This window comes from Phocaeicola sp. HCN-6420, from assembly GCF_037890145.1.
GTDB lineage: Bacteria > Bacteroidota > Bacteroidia > Bacteroidales > Bacteroidaceae > Phocaeicola.
In genome coordinates, this window is the sequence record NZ_JBBKBJ010000002.1 from 12488 (window position 1) to 33116 (window position 20629).

Below are 20629 nucleotides of genomic sequence, written 5' to 3' on the forward strand. Positions count from 1 at the left end.
GGGAGGCATGTCCGAACAAGCAGCAAGCTGGCACATGATGGATTGTACAAAACAACACGGAAACAATATGGCAAATGCAAAACAGGTACTTGACGTACATGTATCCAAAGGGATAACAGTGGCTCAGAGTAATGAACATATGCGCAATTGGACAGAGAAAGGTTGGAAAAGGGCAACTGACCTTGGTAATTATGACCCGACACGTGAACACCTGAATTTTGAAGTCGTATCAGGAGGTAAGATCCGTCCTATCGACAAAGGCCGGAGCATTCCTGAGCGAATGGCTGAACTGTTGCTTAAACGAGGCATAAAGGATCCCAATGAAGGTTTGGAAGAACCGAGATTCCGTACAGTCGTAAATATCATTTTTGGGGGCTCTCGCACACGGATGCAGGAACTCGCATTTGGCAAGCAGGAAGTCGATTTTGAAAAAGGTGCGGACAATAGACACATAAAAAGGAAGAGTGAGATTGAACGTTGGGCAAAGGATGTCTATTCATTTGTCTGCGGCAGATATGGTGAACAGAATATTGCCGCATTCATTGTACATCTGGATGAGTTGAATCCACATGTGCATTGTACTTTGCTGCCAATCAAAGATGGGAAGTTTGCGTACAAGGAGATATTTGCCGGTAAGGACAAATATGAATTCAGCGAGCGCATGAAACAGCTTCATACGGACTTTTATGCAGAAGTCAATAGCAAATGGGGCATGTCCAGAGGCTCAAGTGTTTCCGAAACGGGAAAGAAGCATCGCAGTACAGAAGAATACCGTCGTATGCTGTCAGAGGAATGCTCTACAATAGAAGAGAATATCAGCCGCCATCAGCAAGTCCTTTCCTCTCTCCATTCGGACATCCGGATGGCAGAGCGCAGGGTCAAGGGCTTGACTTCAATGGTGGAAAACTTGAAAAAGGAGCAGGCCGAAAAAGAAGCCCAATTGTCGGCACTCAAAAATGATATGGAAGCCCGGAAAGGTGATGCACAGACTTTATCTGCCGAGAAAGAAAAGCTCGAAAATGAGCTGGCCGCTATCCAGAATAAATTGGCAGACAAACAGGAGAAGCTACAGACCGCTGACCGACAACTTTCCGAGCTCAAGGAAAATATGGATGCCATTCAGGAGCGGACAGAAGAACTGAAGGAAGAAGCATACAAATACTCGCGTGATGTCCATTCCAAAGTGGACAGTCTGCTCAAGGATGCCATGTTGGAGAATATGGTCAATGAGTGGCGGAAAATGTCGGCACAGATGAAGCCTTCCGAACGGCAACAGTTCGATGACACGCTCCTGTGTTCCGTGGCGGAACGGGGGACGGAAATCATGCGCTGTGCGACAATGCTGTTTCTTGGAATGGTCGATGATGCCACAACATTTGCCGAAACACATGGCGGCGGAGGTGGCGGAAATGACCTTAAGTGGGGACGTGATGAAGACGAGGACAACCGTGCCTGGGCTCTCCGGTGCATGAAGATGGCAAGTCGCATGATGCGTCCTTCCAGTGGCAAAAAAGCCAAACGATAAATGGCAGCAATGTATTACAAATCAAAGTTATAACAAATAAAAATCATTTGAATATGACAAAACAAATCATTCTTATCTTTGCCGTTCTCTGCTCCGTGCAGGTACAGGCAAATTCACGATATACAGAAAGAGATACTGTACAACATGAATTCTTCCATGATGCCACAGAACTGTTCCAACCCCTCCAACCGGTCTATCTTGACGGTGTGGTAGTGCCAAGGACCGGGAGTGGCAATTGGTTTGTCAGTGTCACCGGAGGTGCAACCGCTTTTCTCGGAACGCCTCTTGGCTGCGAAGACCTGTTCGGACGTGTGAAACCCTCGTACAACCTTGCCGTCGGAAAATGGTTTACTCCTGCCGTTGGCGCCCGCATACATTACAGCGGTTTGCAATTCAAAGATGCCGGGTTATCCACGAAAAATTACCATAGCGTCCATGCAGACCTGCTATGGAACCTGCTTGGTTATCGGTATTCCGGACAGGAGCAGACACGCTGGGGACTTGCCCCATTTGTCGGAGTCGGACTGATACACAATTCCTCCAACAAGACTTCTCCTTTCGCCTTCTCATACGGTATTCAGGGACAATATCGAATTTCAAAACGGGTAAGTGCAGTACTGGAGTTCTCGGGGACAACAACCTCACAAAAATTTGATGGCTATATATGGTATCACTGACAGCCGGATTCACCTTCCATCTCGGGAAAATAGGTTGGAAACGAGCTGCTGATGTCACGCATTACATCCACAGGAATGAACAGCTCATCGATTATTCCCGTGCCTTGTCCGAGAAGAACAGCCGCTATGCCGGACAACATGACCGCGACAAACGAACGCTTGCTGAACTGAAGAAGATTCTGGAAATCGAAGGCCTGCTTGATACCTACGGGCACTTGCTGGAAGATGAGAAGAATGGGCAACAAGGATATCCTGTAAACAATTATAGTGGGTTGAACTCATTGCGTGCAAGACTGAAACACAGACATTGGGACGGAATATCTCCTCTCGATACAGCATTCATTCATAACAACAATAACAACAAGGACAAACAGAATCCGGATTCCTTGGTATCGAATAAATTCATAACGGATGAAGGGCACAATCCCATGGTTGTGAATCATGTCTCGGATAGCTGTATCGGAGCTCCTGTATATTTCTTTTTCACTCTTAACACGGCCCGCCTGACAGATGTTTCACAGAAACTCAATCTGGATGAATTGGCAAGGGTCGCGAAGAAATATGACTTGCATGTAAGAGTTACCGGGGCAGCGGACAGTTCTACAGGGACATCCGGCATCAATGATTCATTGAGCCAGTCAAGAGCGGACTTTATCGTTTCGGAACTGAAGCAGCGCGGCATTCCTGCAGAAAGGATCACAAAAATCAGCAGAGGTGGAATTGCCGACCATCTGCCGACCGAAGCCAACAGACACACGAAAGTTGAACTGTTTTAGCCATAGAGAATCTATTATTAACCAAAAGCCTCTCCGCTGTGAAGCGCAGAGGCTTTTTACTTGATACCTGGTATGTACGTATTCCGAAAGGAATCATTTGGAGGCTTCCAGTGATTCTTTTCTGAACTGTTTCAGAAGCTTTTCAAGTTCAAGTGACGCTTTACGGGCACGCATTCCTGCTGCCTTATTGCCTTTTTCAATCTGAAGTTTGGCATTCTCTGAAAACTGAGCGAACAATTCGCTGATCTGAGCAAATGAATTTTCCATTACTTTGTACTTTTAATTATATATTATTGCAACAAAGATAATAGCGGAATGTCTTGATGTATGATAATGATATAAAAATTATTCGATAAAAATAAGTTTCTTGTTGTTGATGCTCATTATAAGTTTTTGTCGTGATAGAATTTCATAACCCAAAAGTCCATCAATCTTGTTTGTCCAATGAGCGTTTAGATGACTGATATCACTAAATACTGTTGGCAGGTGCTTAAAGCGTTTTTTGCCAATATTCAAAGATTTTATATCACCTTTTTTTACTGTAGTTGATTCTTTTGATGCTCCTTTCAATTCCGTAGTGGAAATATTTGACATTCGTTTTTCCAGTTTACTAAACATTGAGTCATCAATCAGGTTAGCGGCAGCACCACAATCAATACCCATCATGAGAGTAATATCACCAATCTTTGTCTCGATAAAAGGAATGTGCGACTTTTCAGAGGTCATCTGCATCGGAACCTCATAGGTCTTATATCTCATTTCCTTTATATAATTTTCTGTTTTATCACTCTTGATTAATGTCAATGTTTTCCCTTCATAATCGAATAGCCAATCGTAGTCCTTTAGCACTTGATAACCAATTAATCCATATATTTCTCGATCTTTTGACAAGTGAGAAATGTCTGACATTACAAAGTCTGTATTTTCAGCACGAATCCCATGAAAATTGAAAGTGTTGACACGAAAAACATCTAGACCCGAAATTCCAGAACTTACGCCTTGTGCACTTATTGAGTTTACTGTATCATTACTGTGGGAAAAATATTTACTGTTCAGGTAAAGACTCGGCGCACCACTATCCAAGATAAAATCACGTTCAATACCATTCAATTCTGCCTTAACAAAAATAAGTCCGTCAGATATTTCCATTGGTACTGTAATAACATCATCGGATGGAGTTTCAAAATCTTTTTTCATATCTACCTTTTTTACGGGTAGCAGATCCATCTGTTTTATCTGATTGTCACTATTAAAGATAAAGGTTGCTTCTTTATGCCCCAGTCGTTTGCTGTAATTGAAGTCATATACTAAAGTCAAAGTCGCATCTGCTTGCCGTTCGTCTATTTTATTTATATTAGAGATATGTTCGTCTATTTGTGTTATTATTTGCGCTAAAACTTGGATAGCGCTTGGACCGCTCTGACCTGCACAGACGAAATCCGGTGCAAGATGTTCATGCAGATTTTCAACCGAGTGATTGTTGACAGCGTCAACAGCAATGTTAACTATTTCCATACACCGCTGGCTATCCTGTGCTGAAACGGTATATATAGAAAAAAATGTAAAGATAAGAGCAATAAAATATTTCATAATATTCTGTTTATATGTAAATATATAAATATTTCTACAGTTGTAACAGTATTCAATTATAATTTAACTATAATTTAACGGCATATTGTCATATATATTGCCTTTTCTATATTCAATAAATTGATATTCTCTCTCATCACCGGCTTTCCTTGCCGGAGAGATTTCATATGCAAAGGTACAGCGACGGACGGTCGCCAAGTACCGCCGTGCTAACGGCTCCCGGATCTTCACGGCAGCCTTCCACAAATCGAAGATTTGGGTATTCCGCTTTATCCTGTCACTGTTTACTTGTCTTGTTCGTCCTATGCTCGCTGTCTGTCCTGCATAAAAATCATTCCCCGACAAGAAGCCGGAAGAGCTTCGATAAGAGGGAAAACAAAAACAATGTTCAACAATTAAATTATTACGATTATGCCGAATTGGTGCAGTACTGCGTATGTGATAGATGGCGACGCAAAAGAAGTGAAGCAACTGTATGAGTTGATGAAAGGACTGGAAGAACGTAAGACACCTTCAGTAGAAAACGGATTTGGGACTACTTGGCTGGGATGTCTCGTGGATGCTTTGGGTAAGGATTGGAACGATGTACGTTGCCGTGGCTCTTGGAACGGACTTGAAATGGACGGTGATGTATTGAAGTTTTCCACAGAAACAGCGTGGGCCCCATGCAGTGAGACATTTGACCTTGTGAGGGAAGCGTTCCCCAATCTTCGCTATTACTTTCAGGCGGAAGAGCCAGGCATGGAAGTATATGAAACAAACGATGAATTTGTAAATTTGACATGATATGGTATATCATTGGTCACTCAAACAATCCGTTGACCAGGTTGACCGCATCATCCTTTTTCTGGTTGATGATTTTGGCGTACACCTGTGTCATTTTCACGTCAGCATGGCCGAGCAGCTTGGATGTCGTATATAAGTCTGCTCCGAGTGTCAGCATCATCGTCGCGAACGTGTGCCGCGCCGTATGGAATGTAAAACGCTTGTTTATTCCCGCCGCTTTTGCCCATGGTTTGATAAGAATATTGACCATTGCTGGAGACGGCAGGTCAAACACATGGTCATCAGGAGTTTTGTCTCCACGCGCAGGCATCCACTTCAACGCTTCCGGGGAAAGCGGAAGATAAATCGGTTCCTTGGTTTTCTGCATGGAAACCGACAGACGGTATTGTCCACGGTCAACGAATACATCTTTCCATTGCAACTTGATTATATCACTGATTCGCAGACCGCAGAAACAAGAGAACAGATAGGCACCTTTCACGGATTCATTTTTCATCGGGGTTGCGATCAATGCACGCACCTCTTCAATGGTCATGTATGACCGTTTGCTTTCAGGCAGACGGATCTTTTCCGACTTGCTGATTTTCGTGAAAGGATTGGACTTGATGATCTCGGCCCTGACAGCCGCATTCAAGGCTCCGTTCAATACCCGGTAATAAGTATGCAGTGTGTAATTCGACACTCGTTTACCTCTGGAACGGTATTCGGACTGAAGGTAGTCAAGATAATTCTGGCAGAATGTCTTGTCTATTTGATCCATCAACATACGTTCTCCCGCGTAATCCTTTAAGATGCGTATAGTGATGTCAATTTGATAACCGTCCTTTTTGCCACGCTTGGCCTGGTTCTCCTTGTAGGTATTCATCCAGTCAAGCAGGTAAACTCTCTCTTTGGTTTCTATACCGGCCTCGCCGTTGGTCAGCTCGATAATACGTTTGGACTTGATGGCATTGGCGGCATTCATAGTCGCCTGATTCTGCCGACGGGCATTGTTGTCCGTTTCCGGAATGAGATACAACTTAAGATATTCGTATGTTCGTTTTCCGAAACGGTATATATCAAGATACAGACTTTGGCTTCCATCTGCCAGCTTCTTTGTCCGAAGGCGGACAGGCTCTTTTACTTTTGTAGGCTTCTTTACTCGTGGCATATCGATCCCTTCACAATTTTGTTTCTGTTGCAAAGATATGAATAAAGGTCGATATTGAGAAACAAACGAGAAACAAAATTGTACCGAAAAAGAACCAATCAACTGAAAAGAAAGAAAACAACTGAAAACATCAAGTACACTATAATCAATTGTAAATAAGCGGTTTTATTTGCACTTGTTTAGCTCTTGTTTTCATTTTAGGGCTTTACTTTATAAATCTGGCAAATTCAAAAAACATTTGTATGAATATCTTGGTGGAATAAGGTATTTCGCACGAAATTACAGGGATATTAAAAGTGAAATTTGAAAGTCTTTTGTTGGAGGACTATAAAGTCATATCTCTTAATATAAATCTATTTTACTGTATATAAATGTGTTAAGCTATGTGCGGGTGTCGCTGAAAATGATAATTTATAAAAACGTATAAAAAAAGCTTTTTTATACTACCCTATTTTATATCTTTTTTGTCTATATGATATAAGCACTTTAATATGCAGAATAAGGAACATATACAAATAGACGAATTGATTACTCGTTATCTTTCTGGAGAATTAGATGAGCAATCCTTTGCTAAATTAAAGCAATGGACTTTTGCTTCGGAGGCTAATCGAAGATATGTACGTCAGCAGATAGAAATTGGATTTTCTATGAGAGTAACTAATGATAATACATCCTTTGATAAAGATAAGGCTTTTGAATTCTTCTGTCAGCGTGTAAATGAATCTAAGCAACGAAACAGAAAGATATATAGTTTATCATGGGGAAAATATTTGCGTGTTGCAGCTGTCATTCTGATATTAATATTACCTTTTATTGGCTATTGGAAGGGACAAGAAACTCTTAAACAGGCGTTTGCTGATATTTCAATAGAGGCTCCGATGGGGGCACGTACTAAGTTATATCTTCCAGATGGCACATTGGTATGGTTAAATGCAGGATCTAAAATAGTATATTCACAGGGGTTCGGTGTAAATGATCGCCGATTGAAAATAGAAGGAGAAGGCTATTTTGAAGTTGTCCGCAATGAGCAAATGCCGTTTGAGGTCAATACCAAGGAACTAAACCTTCGGGTTTTGGGTACAAAATTTAATATTTGTAATTATCCGGAAGATAAAGAAGTGACGGTTAATTTGCTCGAAGGTAAAGTGGCGTTACATAACGCTGTGAAATTGATGCCTGAACTTTATTTAAATCCTGATGAAAAGATGGTAATGAATAAACTGACAGGAGAAATGATAAAGAGTCATTGTGAAGCGATACATTCCAGTGATTGGATTAATGATGAATTGTTTTTTGATGAAGATTTATTGGAGGATATTGTTAAGCGTTTGGAACGAAGTTATAACGTTGATATAGAGGTCGCAGACTCATTACGGAACCGCCGTTTTTATGGTAGTTTCAAAGTGCAAGGAAATACTATTGAGGAGGTACTTTCTACAATGGCCTCTACTAATCAGATGCGTTACCGTTATGAAAATGAAAAGTATATATTATATTGATAACCTTAAAATTGTGGAATATGAAAAAAAGAGAATCTAGTTGAAGTGTTTTCGGAATGTAGAATTTTTATTGTTTTAGTTGAACAAGAATATTAATATTTCCAAAAACTTAAATCATTAATTATGAGGAACTTTAATAAGGCTATACTTGTAGCCTCGGCAGCGCTTTGTCTAAATTTATCTGCTTTCTCGCAAAATATTTCCTTTTCGGTTAAGGATGCTACAGTAAAAGAAGCGATGGAGCAGTTGAAGAAATCATCTGGCTATTCATTTGTTTTTTCATCTTCAGATGTAGATACCAATAAACGAGTATCAATATCCAGCCAGAATTCATCCATTAAGGATATTGTAAAACAAATTCTTCAAGGTCAGTCGGGCTTGGATTATGAAATCCAGGGGAAAAAAATTATAATTAAAAAGTTGTCTGTAAATACAGCATCTAATCATACTACAAAAAAGATACAAGGAAAAGTTGTAGATGTGAATGGAGAGCCTATTATCGGTGCTGCAATTATGGAAATAGGTACAACCAATGGTACAATAACGGATTTTGATGGAAACTTTTCATTATCTGTAGCGAGTGATGGAAAGTTGGAAATATCTTATGTCGGCTACAAAAATAAACAAGTAAAAGTTACAGATGGTAAGCCCCTGAACGTTGTTTTGACAGAAGATACCGAAGTGTTGAGTGAAGTGGTTGTAACAGCATTGGGTATCAAAAAAGAGGCAAAATCATTGTCATATAATGTTCAGAAAGTAGACAATAGTGAGATTACCCGTGTAGCAGATGCTAACTTTGTAAATAATTTGAATGGTAAAATTGCAGGTGTGACCATTAACTCATCTTCATCCGGTGTAGGAGGTTCTTCACGTGTCGTAATGCGTGGTGCTAAATCATTGAATGGTAACAATAATGCTTTATATGTTGTTGATGGTATTCCAATGTTGGATATGTCTGCTGCCAATGAACAACCTTCTGATGCATATGAAGGTGCAGGATTGTCCGGCGACCCTATTTCAGGACTGAATCCTGAAGATATTGAATCGATTTCAGTATTGAGTGGTCCTTCGGCAGCAGCTTTGTATGGTAGTGCAGCCGCCAATGGAGTTGTGATGGTTACCACTAAAAAAGGGCAGGAAGGACGAACTTCTTTGACGATATCGAATAATACTACATTTTCAGCTCCGTTAGTGTTACCTGAATTTCAGAATACTTATGGTCCAAGTGAAACAGGAAGTTTCTACAGCTGGGGAACTAAATTGAAAACTCCAAGTACTTACGATCCAAAGGATTTCTTTCAGACTGGAGTAAATGTAACGAATTCGGCAAGTTTGTCGACTGGGACATCTAAAAATCAAACCTATCTTTCTATTGGTACTACAAATGCGAAAGGTATTATACATAATAACGATTACGAGCGTTATAATGCAACAGTTCGTAATGTAAGCAAGATGCTGAAAGATAAGCTGACTCTTGACCTAAGTTTCATGTTGAGTAGTGTAAAGGAACAGAACATGACAGCACAAGGATTGTATTTCAATCCACTGGTACCGCTTTATTTGTTCCCGGCTGGCGATGATTTTTCTAAGATTCAAGCTTATCAACGTTATGATGTAGAGCGTAACTTGCTGACACAGTATTGGCCCTATAGTGATGGCTTGTCTTTGCAAAATCCTTACTGGATTACCGAGCATATAACAATGCCTAATCATAAGAACCGTTATATGGCTACTGCATCGCTGAAGTATGACTTTGCCAAGTGGATTAATTTGACCGGTCGTGTAAAGATGGACCGTAACAATGAAACTCATGAACGTATGTATGATGCCGGTACGAATACATTGTTTGCTTCAAAATACGGATATTATTCAAAGAGCAACGTGGAGGGACAACAAATTTACGGTGAATTGCTGTTGAATATTAACAAGTACTTTGCAAATAATACATTGAATTTGACTGCAAACATAGGTACCAATTTTGAAACCAATAAATACCAATCCGATTATTTTGGTGGTAAACTTAAATCTGTTGCCAATTTGTTTACCTTTGGAAATGTTGATACAACAGAAAAGAATTTGGCCAATCAGTATGGATACAACATCAAGAAAAATGCAGTATTTGGAAGCGCTCAGTTAGGTTATAAGTCTATGGCCTATTTGGATGTAACCGCTCGTAACGACTGGTCTTCTACATTTAAGGGAACTTCAACCAACTCATTCTTTTATCCTTCCGTAGGTTTGTCCGGTATTATTACGGATATTTTTAAATGTAGTACCGATATCATGCCTTACATGAAAGCTCGTGTATCTTATTCTGAAGTAGGTAACTCTCCTGATGTATTTCTTGCAATACCTACTTATGCACTTGTTGATGGAGTTCCTGTAACTCAGTCACGCAGACCGAATGCAAACCTGAAACCAGAACGTACCAAATCATGGGAACTTGGCTTTAATTTTGTCTTTTTCAAAAACAGACTGAAACTGGATGCGACTTTGTATCAGTCACGTACCTATAATCAGTTTTTTGAACGTACATTGTCATCAACTACCGGATATAAGTCGGAAGTTGTCAACGGCGGTCGTGTAGATAATAAAGGTATTGAGGTTTCACTTCGTTATGATGACAAATGGGGCGATTTTGGATGGAGTTCATATATAAATTATTCCTTGAACAAGAATAAGGTTGTAGAATTGTTGCGTGATTACGAGGATCCGATAACTCACGAAAAAACGTCATTGACGTGGATTGATATGGGTGGTACCAGTATGTATAAGATGATTCTGACAGAAGGTGGTTCTATTGGTGATATTTATGTAAACACTTTGCGTACCGATGAACATGGTGCCATTTATGTACATCCGGTTGATCAGGTAGTTGTTCCTGAGTATGATAACTTTATCAAAGCAGGAAATAGTGCTCCGAAATATAATTTAAGCTGGGGTAATAACTTTTCGTATAAAGGCTTGTCACTGGGCTTCTTGCTGACGGCTCGTGTTGGCGGTATCGTCGTTTCTCAGACTCAGGCTGTGATGGATTCGTATGGTGCATCTCAGGCTTCTGCTGATGCTCGTGATATGGGAGGTGCTTTGGTGAACGGTCGTCCTATTGATGCACAAAAGTATTATACAACTGTAGGTGGTTCGGGTAATACTGGTGGTATTGGTTCTATGTACGTATATAGTGCAACTAATGTACGTTTGGGCGAACTTTCACTGGGATATGATATTCCTATCAATAAATATGTAAACTGGATTCAGGGATTGAATGTATCATTCATCGGAAAGAATCTTTTCTTCTTGTATAAGAAAGCTCCGTTTGATCCGGAACTGACAGCAAGTACAGGTACTTATTTCCAGGGTATTGATATGTTTATGTCACCGAGTTTGCGTAACTTGGGATTCTCTGTAAAAGTTAAATTCTAATCAACCCTTTAAATTAAAAAGATATGATTCTTCATAATATAGATTTTTTGAGAAAATATTCTTTATTGGGATTGTCTTTGGTCTTATTTAATAATACTTCATGCATAGACTATATGGACAACGTAAATCCCAATGAAGTAACGGAAGAAATGATGGGAGTAGATAACCTTAAGACAGGTGCTTTTTTCTCTCAGATGTTACGTCGTGTGGTAATTATTAACGATGGTGAAAGACTGGATTCTGATTACCAGATTGCTCAGAATCTTTCACATGACCAGTATGCAGGATACACGGCTGCAACTTTGGGAAGTACGGCACACAATGGTCAGTATATTTTTCAGGAAAGCTGGGTGAATGCGACTTTCGATTATGCATACACTGGTGTTATGGCTCCTTGGCAGAACATCCATCGGATTGCTACTGAGCAGGGGCTGGCAGAAGTTGATGCCTTGGCAACAATTGTCAAGGTGGCAGGAATGCATCGTATTGCAGATACTTTCGGACCTATTCCTTATGTAAACTATGGAACTTCCAGCTTGTATGATCCTTTGGATGAGATTTATAAGAAGTTTTTTGAGGAACTGGGCTCAGCCATCGAAATTCTTGGGAATTATGTAAGTGGTAACGCTGATGCTAAACTGATGACTGATTATGATTATATATATGGTGGTAGTGTTGCTCAGTGGGTAAAGTTCGCCAATACCTTACGTTTGCGCTTGGCTTTGCGTGTCGCTTATGCCGATCCTCAACTGGCTCAGCAGCAGGCAGAGTTGTCTGTCCAGTCTCCTTATGGTTTGATTGAGGCTACAGCCGACCGTGCTGAATTGAATCACGGATTGCTGGTTTATCATCATCCGTTACAGGAAATAGCTTATAATTTTAATGCAGGCGACTGCCGTCCATGTGCCTCAATTGTTGCCTATATGGATGGACTGAATGACCCTCGTATCGGCAAGTATTTTACAGCTGCTGCTGAAGATGGTGAATACCATGGTGTACGCATCGGTATTTCAACATCTAATATGGCTAATTATCAGGGAGCTAAGATATCCAACCTGAATATGGATCGTAATACGACTCCGGTTGTTTGGATGACTGCTGCAGAGTCATATTTCTTACGTGCAGAAGGTGCATTGAGAGGCTGGAATATGGGAGGTGATGCAAAGAGTTTTTATGAGCAGGGAGTCCGGATTTCCTTTGAAGAAAATGGAGCAGGCTCAGCCGATTCATATCTGGCAGATAATATTTCTACCCCTAAATCTTTCGAAGATAATGCAGGCAGTGATAACTACACATTTAGTACAGAGGTAACTCCAGCATGGGATGACAGTGACGATTTTGAAGGTAAGCTGGAACGTATCATTACGCAAAAATGGATTGCCCTATATCCTGATGGACCGGAAGGGTGGAGTGAATATCGTCGAACTGGTTATCCTGAACTAATACCGGTAGTAGTCAATGGTAGTAACGGTACAATAGATACAGAATTACAGATTCGTCGTTTGCCTTATACTCGCGACGAGAAAATTAATAACGCTGAGGGAGTTGCTAGTGGTATTACTGCTTTGGGAGGTGCTGATACCGGCGGTACGAAACTTTGGTGGGATAAGAAAGCTCGTTAATGAAGTAAATCTGTTAAAGCAATAATAGTAATTATGTATAAATTTGATATTATGAAATTTAAATTTGTTGGCATATTAGCTTTTTGTGTAGGCCTTGTGGCTTTCCCAAGCTGTGACACAGACGTGGAAGCACTGGAAATCCAAAAATTGAAAACATATGATGAACAATATTATGCTAATCTTCGTGCATTCAAGCAAAGCGATCATGAAGTAAGTTTTGCATATTATGAAAATTGGGCACCGATTGAAGGTGTCGAAGGCAGTAAAGATCCTGCATCATGGGGTGAACGTATCAAAGGTCTTCCAGATAGCATTGATATTGTAAATCTGTGGATGGGGATTCCGACGGCAGAAACACATCCGGTAGCCTATGAAGATATGAAATACGCTCAGGAAAAATTGGGAACTCGTTTCATTATGCATGCAGATGCTTCCCATTATCGTCATGTTTTTACGGTTGATGGAGTAGAATATGACATGGGAGGTTCAGCAAATCCTTCTGATGAGATAATGGCTGCATACGCAAAATGGATTGTGAATCAGGTGATGGAACCGGGACTGGACGGCGTTGATGTCGACTATGAAGGATGGAATGGTAATGACATGTATCGTCTGACAGTGGAGTTGGCAAAATATTTTGGTCCTCAGGGATCTATTCCCAATAAGTTGCTGATCATTGACTATTTTGGTAGTGTGCCTCCTAAAGATTGTATTCCTTACTGTGATTATTTTGTACAGCAGGCATATAGTAATCAGGTAGGTTTCTTAACCCAACCGTCAGGTTTTCCGCCCGAGAAAATGATTTATTGTGAAACATTTGGTGTTTTCTATCTGGATGGTGGCCGATTGTTGGATTATGCACGCTGGGAACCGGAAGTTGGACATAAAGGAGGTTGTGGTGTATTTTATTTAGGTCGTAACTATTATTCGGCATCAGGTATTCCTTACAATGAATTCCGTCAGGCAATTCAAATTATGAATCCTTCAATTAAAGAGTAATAATCTATAATATAACTATTATGAATATACATAAAATAAAAGCAGTTTTACTGGGAGGTGTTTTGGCATTTTCCATGTTCAGCTGCGCAGAAGGTGACAGCTTTGATTACAATAAAAATGTAGTACTTGTATCCGGAACGGAAACATCTCCGATTGTGAAGTTTGTGGTGGAAGATACTCCTTCTACTTATGCTGTAACAGCTACTGCAACTAATAAAGTTTCAGAAAATGTAAATGTAACGTTTGCCATTGATAATTCATTGGTAGACGCTTATAATGAGGCACATAATACAAATTATTTTTCTGTACCAGAAGGAACAGTTACATTGGAAAATGCTGAAACTGTTATTGAAAAGGGTAAGGTCTTTTCTACTCCTGCAACAGTAAAGGTTGTTTCAACAGAAAACCTTGACGATGCCAGGGTGTATGTAATACCTGTTACAATTCAGCAGGTTGATGGGCTGGAAGTATTGGCTCCTTCTAAAACAATTTATTTACAAATTTCCAGAGTTATTAATTTCACATCGCTGAATATTTCTAATCCGGAATTGTATAGTAATTTTATGTTTGACGAGAGTCAGAAGCAGTCTTTATCGAACTTTACTTATGAGGTTAAATTCTATTCGGAAGAATGGCACTCCATTGCGCGTATGTGTAATTTCTCTTCTGCTGACGGTAGCCGTTCGAATATGTTGCGTTTCGGTGAGATTGGTATGGATGTGAATTGTTTGCAGTGGGTATGTCCGACCGGTAGTGTTCCGTCTACTACACGCTTTAGTACAAATCGCTGGTATACACTTTCGCTGACATACGATGGTAGTAAATTTACCATGTATGTAGATGGTGTGAAAGATGCTCAGTTGGATGGTGACGGACAGCCGGTAGATTTCCAGATGTTTGAAATCGGTATGTCTTGGACGTCTTACCGCTATTCGCAGTACTTCAAGGGACGTATTGCTGAAGTTCGTGTATGGAATCGTGCCTTGACACCAGCCGAATTGCAGATGGGATTGTGCGCTGTAGACCCAGCTTCCGAAGGCTTGGTTGCATATTGGAAAATGAATGAGGGCGAAGGTCATATCTTCCACGATGCTACTGGTAATGGCTATGATATGGATTGGTCGAATACATGTCGTGAGATGTCTGAAGGTGCCGGCAATGTATTTGGACTTGATTATAGCCAATATGTTGGATGGGATGCAGATGAAAAAAACACCTGTGTTCAGTAATTAAGTTTTCAAGTTAGGAAGCAGGAATAAAAGAAAGTTGTCATCCAATTTTATCCTGCTTCCATAAATAAAAATGTAGCTATGAAAAGTTTTAAATATTTATTATCTGCTGTATTGCTTTGCGGAGGTATATTAAGTTTTCAGTCATGCGATGATGAAAGTTACGATGTAGTAGGTAATCCGAATAATTTAGTCTATTTCAACCAAAAAGGAGGAGATGGGCAATTGAATTTTTATTCTTTTACTGTAGATTGGACTTCTGTAGGAGCTGTTGGCGATCAGGTTACCCTTAAGGTGCCTGTAAAGACAACGCGCCCTGCCGATGGTAATTTATCAGTTTCTGCAGCTGTAGATAATTCGTTGGTTGAAACATATAATCAGGAGAATGGGACTGCTTACGCTGCATTGCCTGACAATACTGTAGAATTTATTAAGCAGTCTGTAACGGTTCCGGCAGGTGCAACAATTTCTACCGATTCAATAGAGTTTACTATACCCGCTGAAAATTACATACCCTTGACAGAACGCCTTTATTTGCTGCCGGTAACTATCTCTTCGGTCAATGGCAATGGTGTCCCTTCAACTCAGGCAGGTGTTATTTGGACTTCCATAAGCATGAATCTGCCGGGTGATAAGAAGACAGATGCTTCTATTAGTAATCTGGCTTATTGGGGAACTTATAAGATGGATACAAAGGAATTTCCTTCTGTATATACATTTACAATCAGTACCGAGAGTGCAGTACAACAAAATGAAACAGTATCTTTAGTAAAAGATCTGGATTTGGTTGATACATATAATCAGAAATATAATACATCTTATACTCCACTTCCTGACGATGCCGATATTAATATAGAGGGACTGGATGCGACAATTGAGGTGGCTAAGAAAGAATCAACTCCTGTTGTTGTTACTTTAAATTCTTTGGATAATTTGGTAGAAGGTACTACATATATGTTACCTATTACAATAAAAGAAGTTTCAATAGGATTAAATATAAAAGAGGGATATAATACAACATTTATCATTATTGATTATAAGAAGGCTAGTAGTGGTGATGGTGATTATACTCCGGATGATCCCTCTGGTAAATTTGCAGCGTTGGATTTGACCAATCCTAATATGTATGCAAATTATTATTTCGATTCGGACTTGCAAAAGGAATTATCAGTATTTACTTATCAGATAAAGATAAAAGCAAATTCATTGCCTGATGGTCATATCTCTCGTTTCTTTGCTTTCAATGGTAGTAATAATGTCATGATGCGTTTTGGTGAAGGCGGAACAGGTAATAGACTTCAGTTTGCATTAGGCAGTGCTGATAATCATTTTGCCAATAAGATGTTCCAGACCAATACATGGTATTTACTTACTATTGTATACGATGGAAGTAAATTTACGATGTATGTAGATGATGAAAAAGATATAGAAGTTAATTATACTGGTTACTCAACTCTTTTCAGGGGGGTAGAAATTGGTATGTCATGGGCTGGATATCGTGAAAGTCAGAAGTTTGACGGTAGCATTGCTGAAGCCAGAATATGGGAGCGTGCGTTGAACGTAGAGGAAATAAAAGGAGGATTGAATAGTGTAGATCCTGAATCTCCTGGATTAATGGCATATTGGAAAATGAACGAAGGTGAAGGCTATATTTTCCATGATGCAACTGGTAATGGCTATACGATTGACTGGTCAGATACATGGCGATGTCTGACGGAAACTGAGCCGGATCCGGGTACTCATCTGACTGATACTCATACTTATGTGCAGTGGGATAAAAGTGAAGAGAATGTGTGGGTTAAGTAAAAAGGACTGATTAAAATAAATAACATGAGGGTAAGGCAATCATGTAATGAATTCGCTTTGCCCTCTTGTTTTATATTTTATTTCCGATTGTTTATTAAATTTGTAGTGCCTATGAGGTGTTTTGTATAGGAGTGATATGCTTATTTATGGTGAAGATTTTAAAGTGATGCCTTTTGATACAGTACATTAAGTAAGAAGAAAAGCATGATTTTGAAGTTTGTAAATAATTCGAGTTTTATGTGTTTGATCTTTTCAACTGAAAACGATAACCTTGATGTTGAATTTGTTAATCTTCCTATATTGAAACCATTTCCCCGTTGTCAATGGAGAAAATAGAAACGCCATTGACTGCTACAATGAAATAATAGCTTATAAATATACAATAATGTAGAATCTGATTTATGAAAACACTTTATCTTATCTTACTACTCTGTTTTTGCTGGAGAGTTTCCTGGGCTCAGGAGCCGGCTTTGGGGAAAAGTTTAATATTCGAAGAGCGTGTTTTTAATTTTGGGACCATTGAGGAAGAGAAAGGAGTTGTTTCTCATGAGTTTGAATTCCAAAATAAGGATAAGAAGTCTGTTGCTATCACTGGTGTAACAAGTGGTTGCGGCTGTGTTAAGTTTGATTATCCTAAAAAACCGATACAACCCGGTGCTAAGGGAATTGTAAAAGTCTATTTCAATCCGATGTATCGTCCTGGTTTCTTTAGTAAGGAGATTGTTGTTTTAACGAATGAAAATCAGAATTATAATCGTATTTGGATAAAGGGAACGGTAAAACCGGGCGAGCATCCTGTATCAGACAGGTATCCTTATGAATTCGGTGATGGATTATGGATGAATTTTGAAGTTATGGCCTTTGGATATATGAAAGAAGGTGATAGAAAGACTATGGATTTGAAATTCATTAATAATACAGACAAGGAAATGAAACTTTTCTTTATTGTAATGGACGGCAATACGGATGTAACTTTTACAAGTCCGTATATGATGAAGCCTAAAGAAGAGAAAGTAATGCCGGTTACTTATTCCTATACGGGTAAGTTTTCTCGTTTGGCTTACGTGTATCCGGTAGTTAATGGTAAGCCTCTGGATAAGCCTCTTAAGGTTGTTTGTACGGAGCCCTGATTTATTGTTTGTGAATAAATGATTGTTTTTTTAGTCAATTTGATTGAATATTACCAAAATAATAGAGCGAATTATGAAATGGTTTAATCCTTTTGTTACAATGTTAGTAGGAGGACTATGCATGATAAACTCAATACATGCCGAAAAGTTTTCCTATAAAGATGCTTCTCTTCCGACGTCGCAACGTGTAAATGATTTACTGTCACGAATGACGGTAGAAGAAAAAGTAGGTCAGTTGCTTTGTGTACTGGGCTGGGATATGTATGAGATTAAGGGAGAGAATGTAATAGTTTCCGATAAATTTAAGAAGTTGGTAAAACAGAGTGCTGCTGGGATGCTATGGGCAACATACCGCGCTGATCCCTGGACTAAAAAAACACTGGAAAATGGCTTGAATCCGGAACTGGCTGCAAAAGCTGGCAACGCATTGCAAAAATATGTGTTGGATAATACACGTTTAGGTATTCCTGTTTTTCTGGCAGAAGAAGCTCCTCATGGTCATATGGCGATTGGTACAACTGTCTTTCCTACAGGTATAGGTCTTGCTGCTACCTGGTCGCCGGCTTTGATGGAAGAGATGGGAAAAGCGATTGGAAAAGAGGTGCGTTTGCAGGGGGCACATATTAGCTATGGCCCGGTATTGGATTTGTCACGTGACGCACGCTGGTCACGGATGGAGGAAACATTTGGAGAAGACCCTGTGCTTGCCGGTAAGATGGGGGCTGCTGTGGTAGCCGGACTTGGAGGGGGCAAGCTGAATCTTCCCTATTCTACAATTGCCACATTAAAACATTTTTTAGCTTATGCTGTTCCTGAAGCTGGACAAAATGGAAATTATGCAACTGTTGGTGAACGTGATTTGAAGCAGAACTTTTTACCTCCGTTTCGCGATGCCATTGAAGCAGGAGCCTTGTCTGTAATGACTTCATACAATTCAATTGATGGGGTGCCTTGTACTTCCAATCATTATTTATTAACCGATTTATTACGTAAGGAATGGGGATTTAATGGGTTTGTGGTATCCGATTTATATAGTATCGACGGGTTACACGCTTCTCATTTCACTGCTCCTACTCTGGCCGATGCCGGCCGGCAGGCTTTACAAGCTGGAGTGGATGTTGATTTGGGTGCTGAAGCGTTTGCTACTTTATGTGAATCAGTACATTCGGGAGCAGTGTCAGAATGCTTGGTAGATTCGGCGGTAGCTCATGTGCTTACACTGAAATTTGACATGGGATTGTTTGAGCATCCCTATGTCGATCCGAATGAAGCAAAGAAGGAAGTTCGTAGTGAGCAACACGTGGATTTAGCGCGTCGTATAGCGCAACAGTCTGTTGTTCTTCTTGAAAATAACGGAGTACTTCCATTATCGAAGTCAATAGGAAAAGTTGCTGTAATAGGGCCGAATGCAGATAATCAATATAATATGCTGGGCGATTATACGGCTCCTCAGGAAGAAGGCAATGTAAAAACAGTATTGGAAGGAGTTCTGAGTAAACTCTCTGCCAGTCAGGTGGAGTATGTGAAAGGATGTGCCATTCGGGATACGAGTAATGTAGAAATGGAGAAGGCTGTTCATGCAGCACAATCAGCCGATGTGGTAATAGCAGTTGTCGGAGGATCAAGTGCCCGTGATTTTAAGACCAGTTATCTTGAAACGGGGGCGGCTGTTACCAGTAGTGCAACGGTCAGTGATATGGAGTGTGGTGAAGGATTTGACCGTGCCACTCTTTCATTGATGGGAAAACAGAATGAGCTGCTTGAGGCATTGAAAGCGACCGGAAAGCCATTGGTCGTTATTTATATAGAAGGCCGTCCGTTGGATAAGGTTTGGGCTCAGTCACATGCTGATGCTTTGTTGACAGCCTTTTATCCGGGACAGGAGGGAGGAATGGCTATTGCCGATGTTTTGTTTGGCGATTATAATCCGGCAGGACGCTTGCCTGTGTCTGTACCCCGCTCTGTTGGGCAACTCCCTATTTATTACAATAAGAAAGCTCCCCAAAATCATGATTATGTAGAGCTGTCTGCTGCTCCGCTTTACGAATTTGGATATGGGCTGAGCTATACTAAGTTCGAATATACGGATTTGAATGTAAAAAAAGTGGCTCCAAGAGAATTTGAAGTGTCTTTTATAGTGAAGAATATAGGAAATGTTGACGGTGATGAAGTTGCACAGTTGTATGTACGTGATGAATTCGCTTCTGTTTCCCAGCCTTTGAAGCAATTAAAGAAGTTTACACGTTTCCATTTGAAAGCCGGAGCAACTCGAGAGGTGAAATTTACGTTGGGTGCTTATGACCTTTCATTGGTCGGAATGAATGGTAAATGGACGGTCGAACCTGGACGCTTTTTGCTGATGGTGGGAGCTTCCTCAGAAGATATTCGTCTTAATAAGGAAATTATTGTAGAATAAC

General features: G+C 40.2%; 12 protein-coding genes and 2 pseudogenes. 11 read left to right on the forward strand and 3 right to left on the reverse strand.

Going from position 1 to position 20629, the window contains the following annotated elements; all coding sequences use genetic code 11:
• The first annotated feature begins 67 nt into the window (after window positions 1–67).
• On the forward strand, window positions 68–1525 hold the full coding sequence (gene mobV / locus WKT12_RS01870) for a MobV family relaxase (RefSeq protein WP_340318620.1): 1458 nt from the start codon (window positions 68–70) through the stop codon (window positions 1523–1525).
• Window positions 1526–1578: 53 nt separating this feature from the next.
• A pseudogene (locus tag WKT12_RS01875) lies at window positions 1579–2978 on the forward strand (OmpA family protein).
• A 93-nt stretch (window positions 2979–3071) separates the two neighbouring features.
• On the opposite strand, the gene WKT12_RS01880 reads toward WKT12_RS01875, so the two are convergent.
• Together WKT12_RS01880 and WKT12_RS01885 are read right to left on the reverse strand one after the other, a co-directional pair.
• Window positions 3072–3245 carry a histone H1 gene (locus WKT12_RS01880; protein WP_005807207.1) on the reverse strand — a complete coding sequence of 58 codons (174 nt, stop codon included), beginning with the start codon at window positions 3243–3245 and terminating at the stop codon, window positions 3072–3074.
• A 78-nt stretch (window positions 3246–3323) separates the two neighbouring features.
• Complete coding sequence (locus WKT12_RS01885; protein ID WP_340318621.1) at window positions 3324–4568, reverse strand: retropepsin-like aspartic protease; 1245 nt, start codon at window positions 4566–4568, stop codon at window positions 3324–3326.
• A gap of 411 nt (window positions 4569–4979) precedes the next feature.
• On the opposite strand from WKT12_RS01885, the pseudogene WKT12_RS01890 reads away from it, so the two are divergent.
• A pseudogene (locus WKT12_RS01890) lies at window positions 4980–5339 on the forward strand (hypothetical protein); the annotation flags it as partial.
• Between the two features lie 31 nt (window positions 5340–5370).
• Here the strand turns inward: WKT12_RS01890 and WKT12_RS01895 are convergent.
• A complete protein-coding gene (locus tag WKT12_RS01895) occupies window positions 5371–6504 on the reverse strand; it encodes a site-specific integrase (RefSeq protein WP_005807062.1) in 1134 nt (377 codons plus the stop codon).
• A gap of 491 nt (window positions 6505–6995) precedes the next feature.
• Here WKT12_RS01895 and WKT12_RS01900 point away from each other — a divergent pair, with 491 nt between their 5' ends.
• The 8 genes from WKT12_RS01900 to WKT12_RS01935 all read left to right on the forward strand — a co-directional run bounded on the left by WKT12_RS01900 (window position 6996) and on the right by WKT12_RS01935 (window position 20628).
• Entirely contained in the window at window positions 6996–8003 is a 1008-nt protein-coding gene (locus tag WKT12_RS01900) for a FecR family protein (RefSeq protein WP_340318622.1), read from the forward strand.
• 123 nt (window positions 8004–8126) lie between these two features.
• The gene (locus WKT12_RS01905; RefSeq protein ID WP_340318623.1) at window positions 8127–11426 is read left to right on the forward strand and encodes a SusC/RagA family TonB-linked outer membrane protein; all 3300 of its coding nucleotides are present in this window, start codon (window positions 8127–8129) and stop codon (window positions 11424–11426) included.
• A 113-nt stretch (window positions 11427–11539) separates the two neighbouring features.
• Window positions 11540–13048: a RagB/SusD family nutrient uptake outer membrane protein gene (locus WKT12_RS01910; protein ID WP_340318624.1), complete on the forward strand. Its 1509-nt coding sequence runs from the start codon at window positions 11540–11542 to the stop codon at window positions 13046–13048.
• A gap of 51 nt (window positions 13049–13099) precedes the next feature.
• Window positions 13100–14047, forward strand: a complete 948-nt coding sequence (locus tag WKT12_RS01915; protein ID WP_340318625.1) for an endo-beta-N-acetylglucosaminidase family protein — start codon at window positions 13100–13102, stop codon at window positions 14045–14047.
• A gap of 20 nt (window positions 14048–14067) precedes the next feature.
• Window positions 14068–15276 (forward strand): DUF1735 and LamG domain-containing protein, encoded by a 1209-nt coding sequence (locus WKT12_RS01920; protein WP_340318626.1) that lies wholly within the window; start codon window positions 14068–14070, stop codon window positions 15274–15276.
• 81 nt (window positions 15277–15357) lie between these two features.
• The gene (locus WKT12_RS01925; RefSeq protein ID WP_340318627.1) at window positions 15358–17082 is read left to right on the forward strand and encodes a DUF1735 and LamG domain-containing protein; all 1725 of its coding nucleotides are present in this window, start codon (window positions 15358–15360) and stop codon (window positions 17080–17082) included.
• Window positions 17083–17483: 401 nt separating this feature from the next.
• Complete coding sequence (locus tag WKT12_RS01930; RefSeq protein WP_340318629.1) at window positions 17484–18212, forward strand: DUF1573 domain-containing protein; 729 nt, start codon at window positions 17484–17486, stop codon at window positions 18210–18212.
• Window positions 18213–18312: 100 nt separating this feature from the next.
• Entirely contained in the window at window positions 18313–20628 is a 2316-nt protein-coding gene (locus tag WKT12_RS01935; RefSeq protein ID WP_445323113.1) for a glycoside hydrolase family 3 N-terminal domain-containing protein, read from the forward strand.
• The last annotated feature ends 1 nt before the right edge of the window (window position 20629 follow it).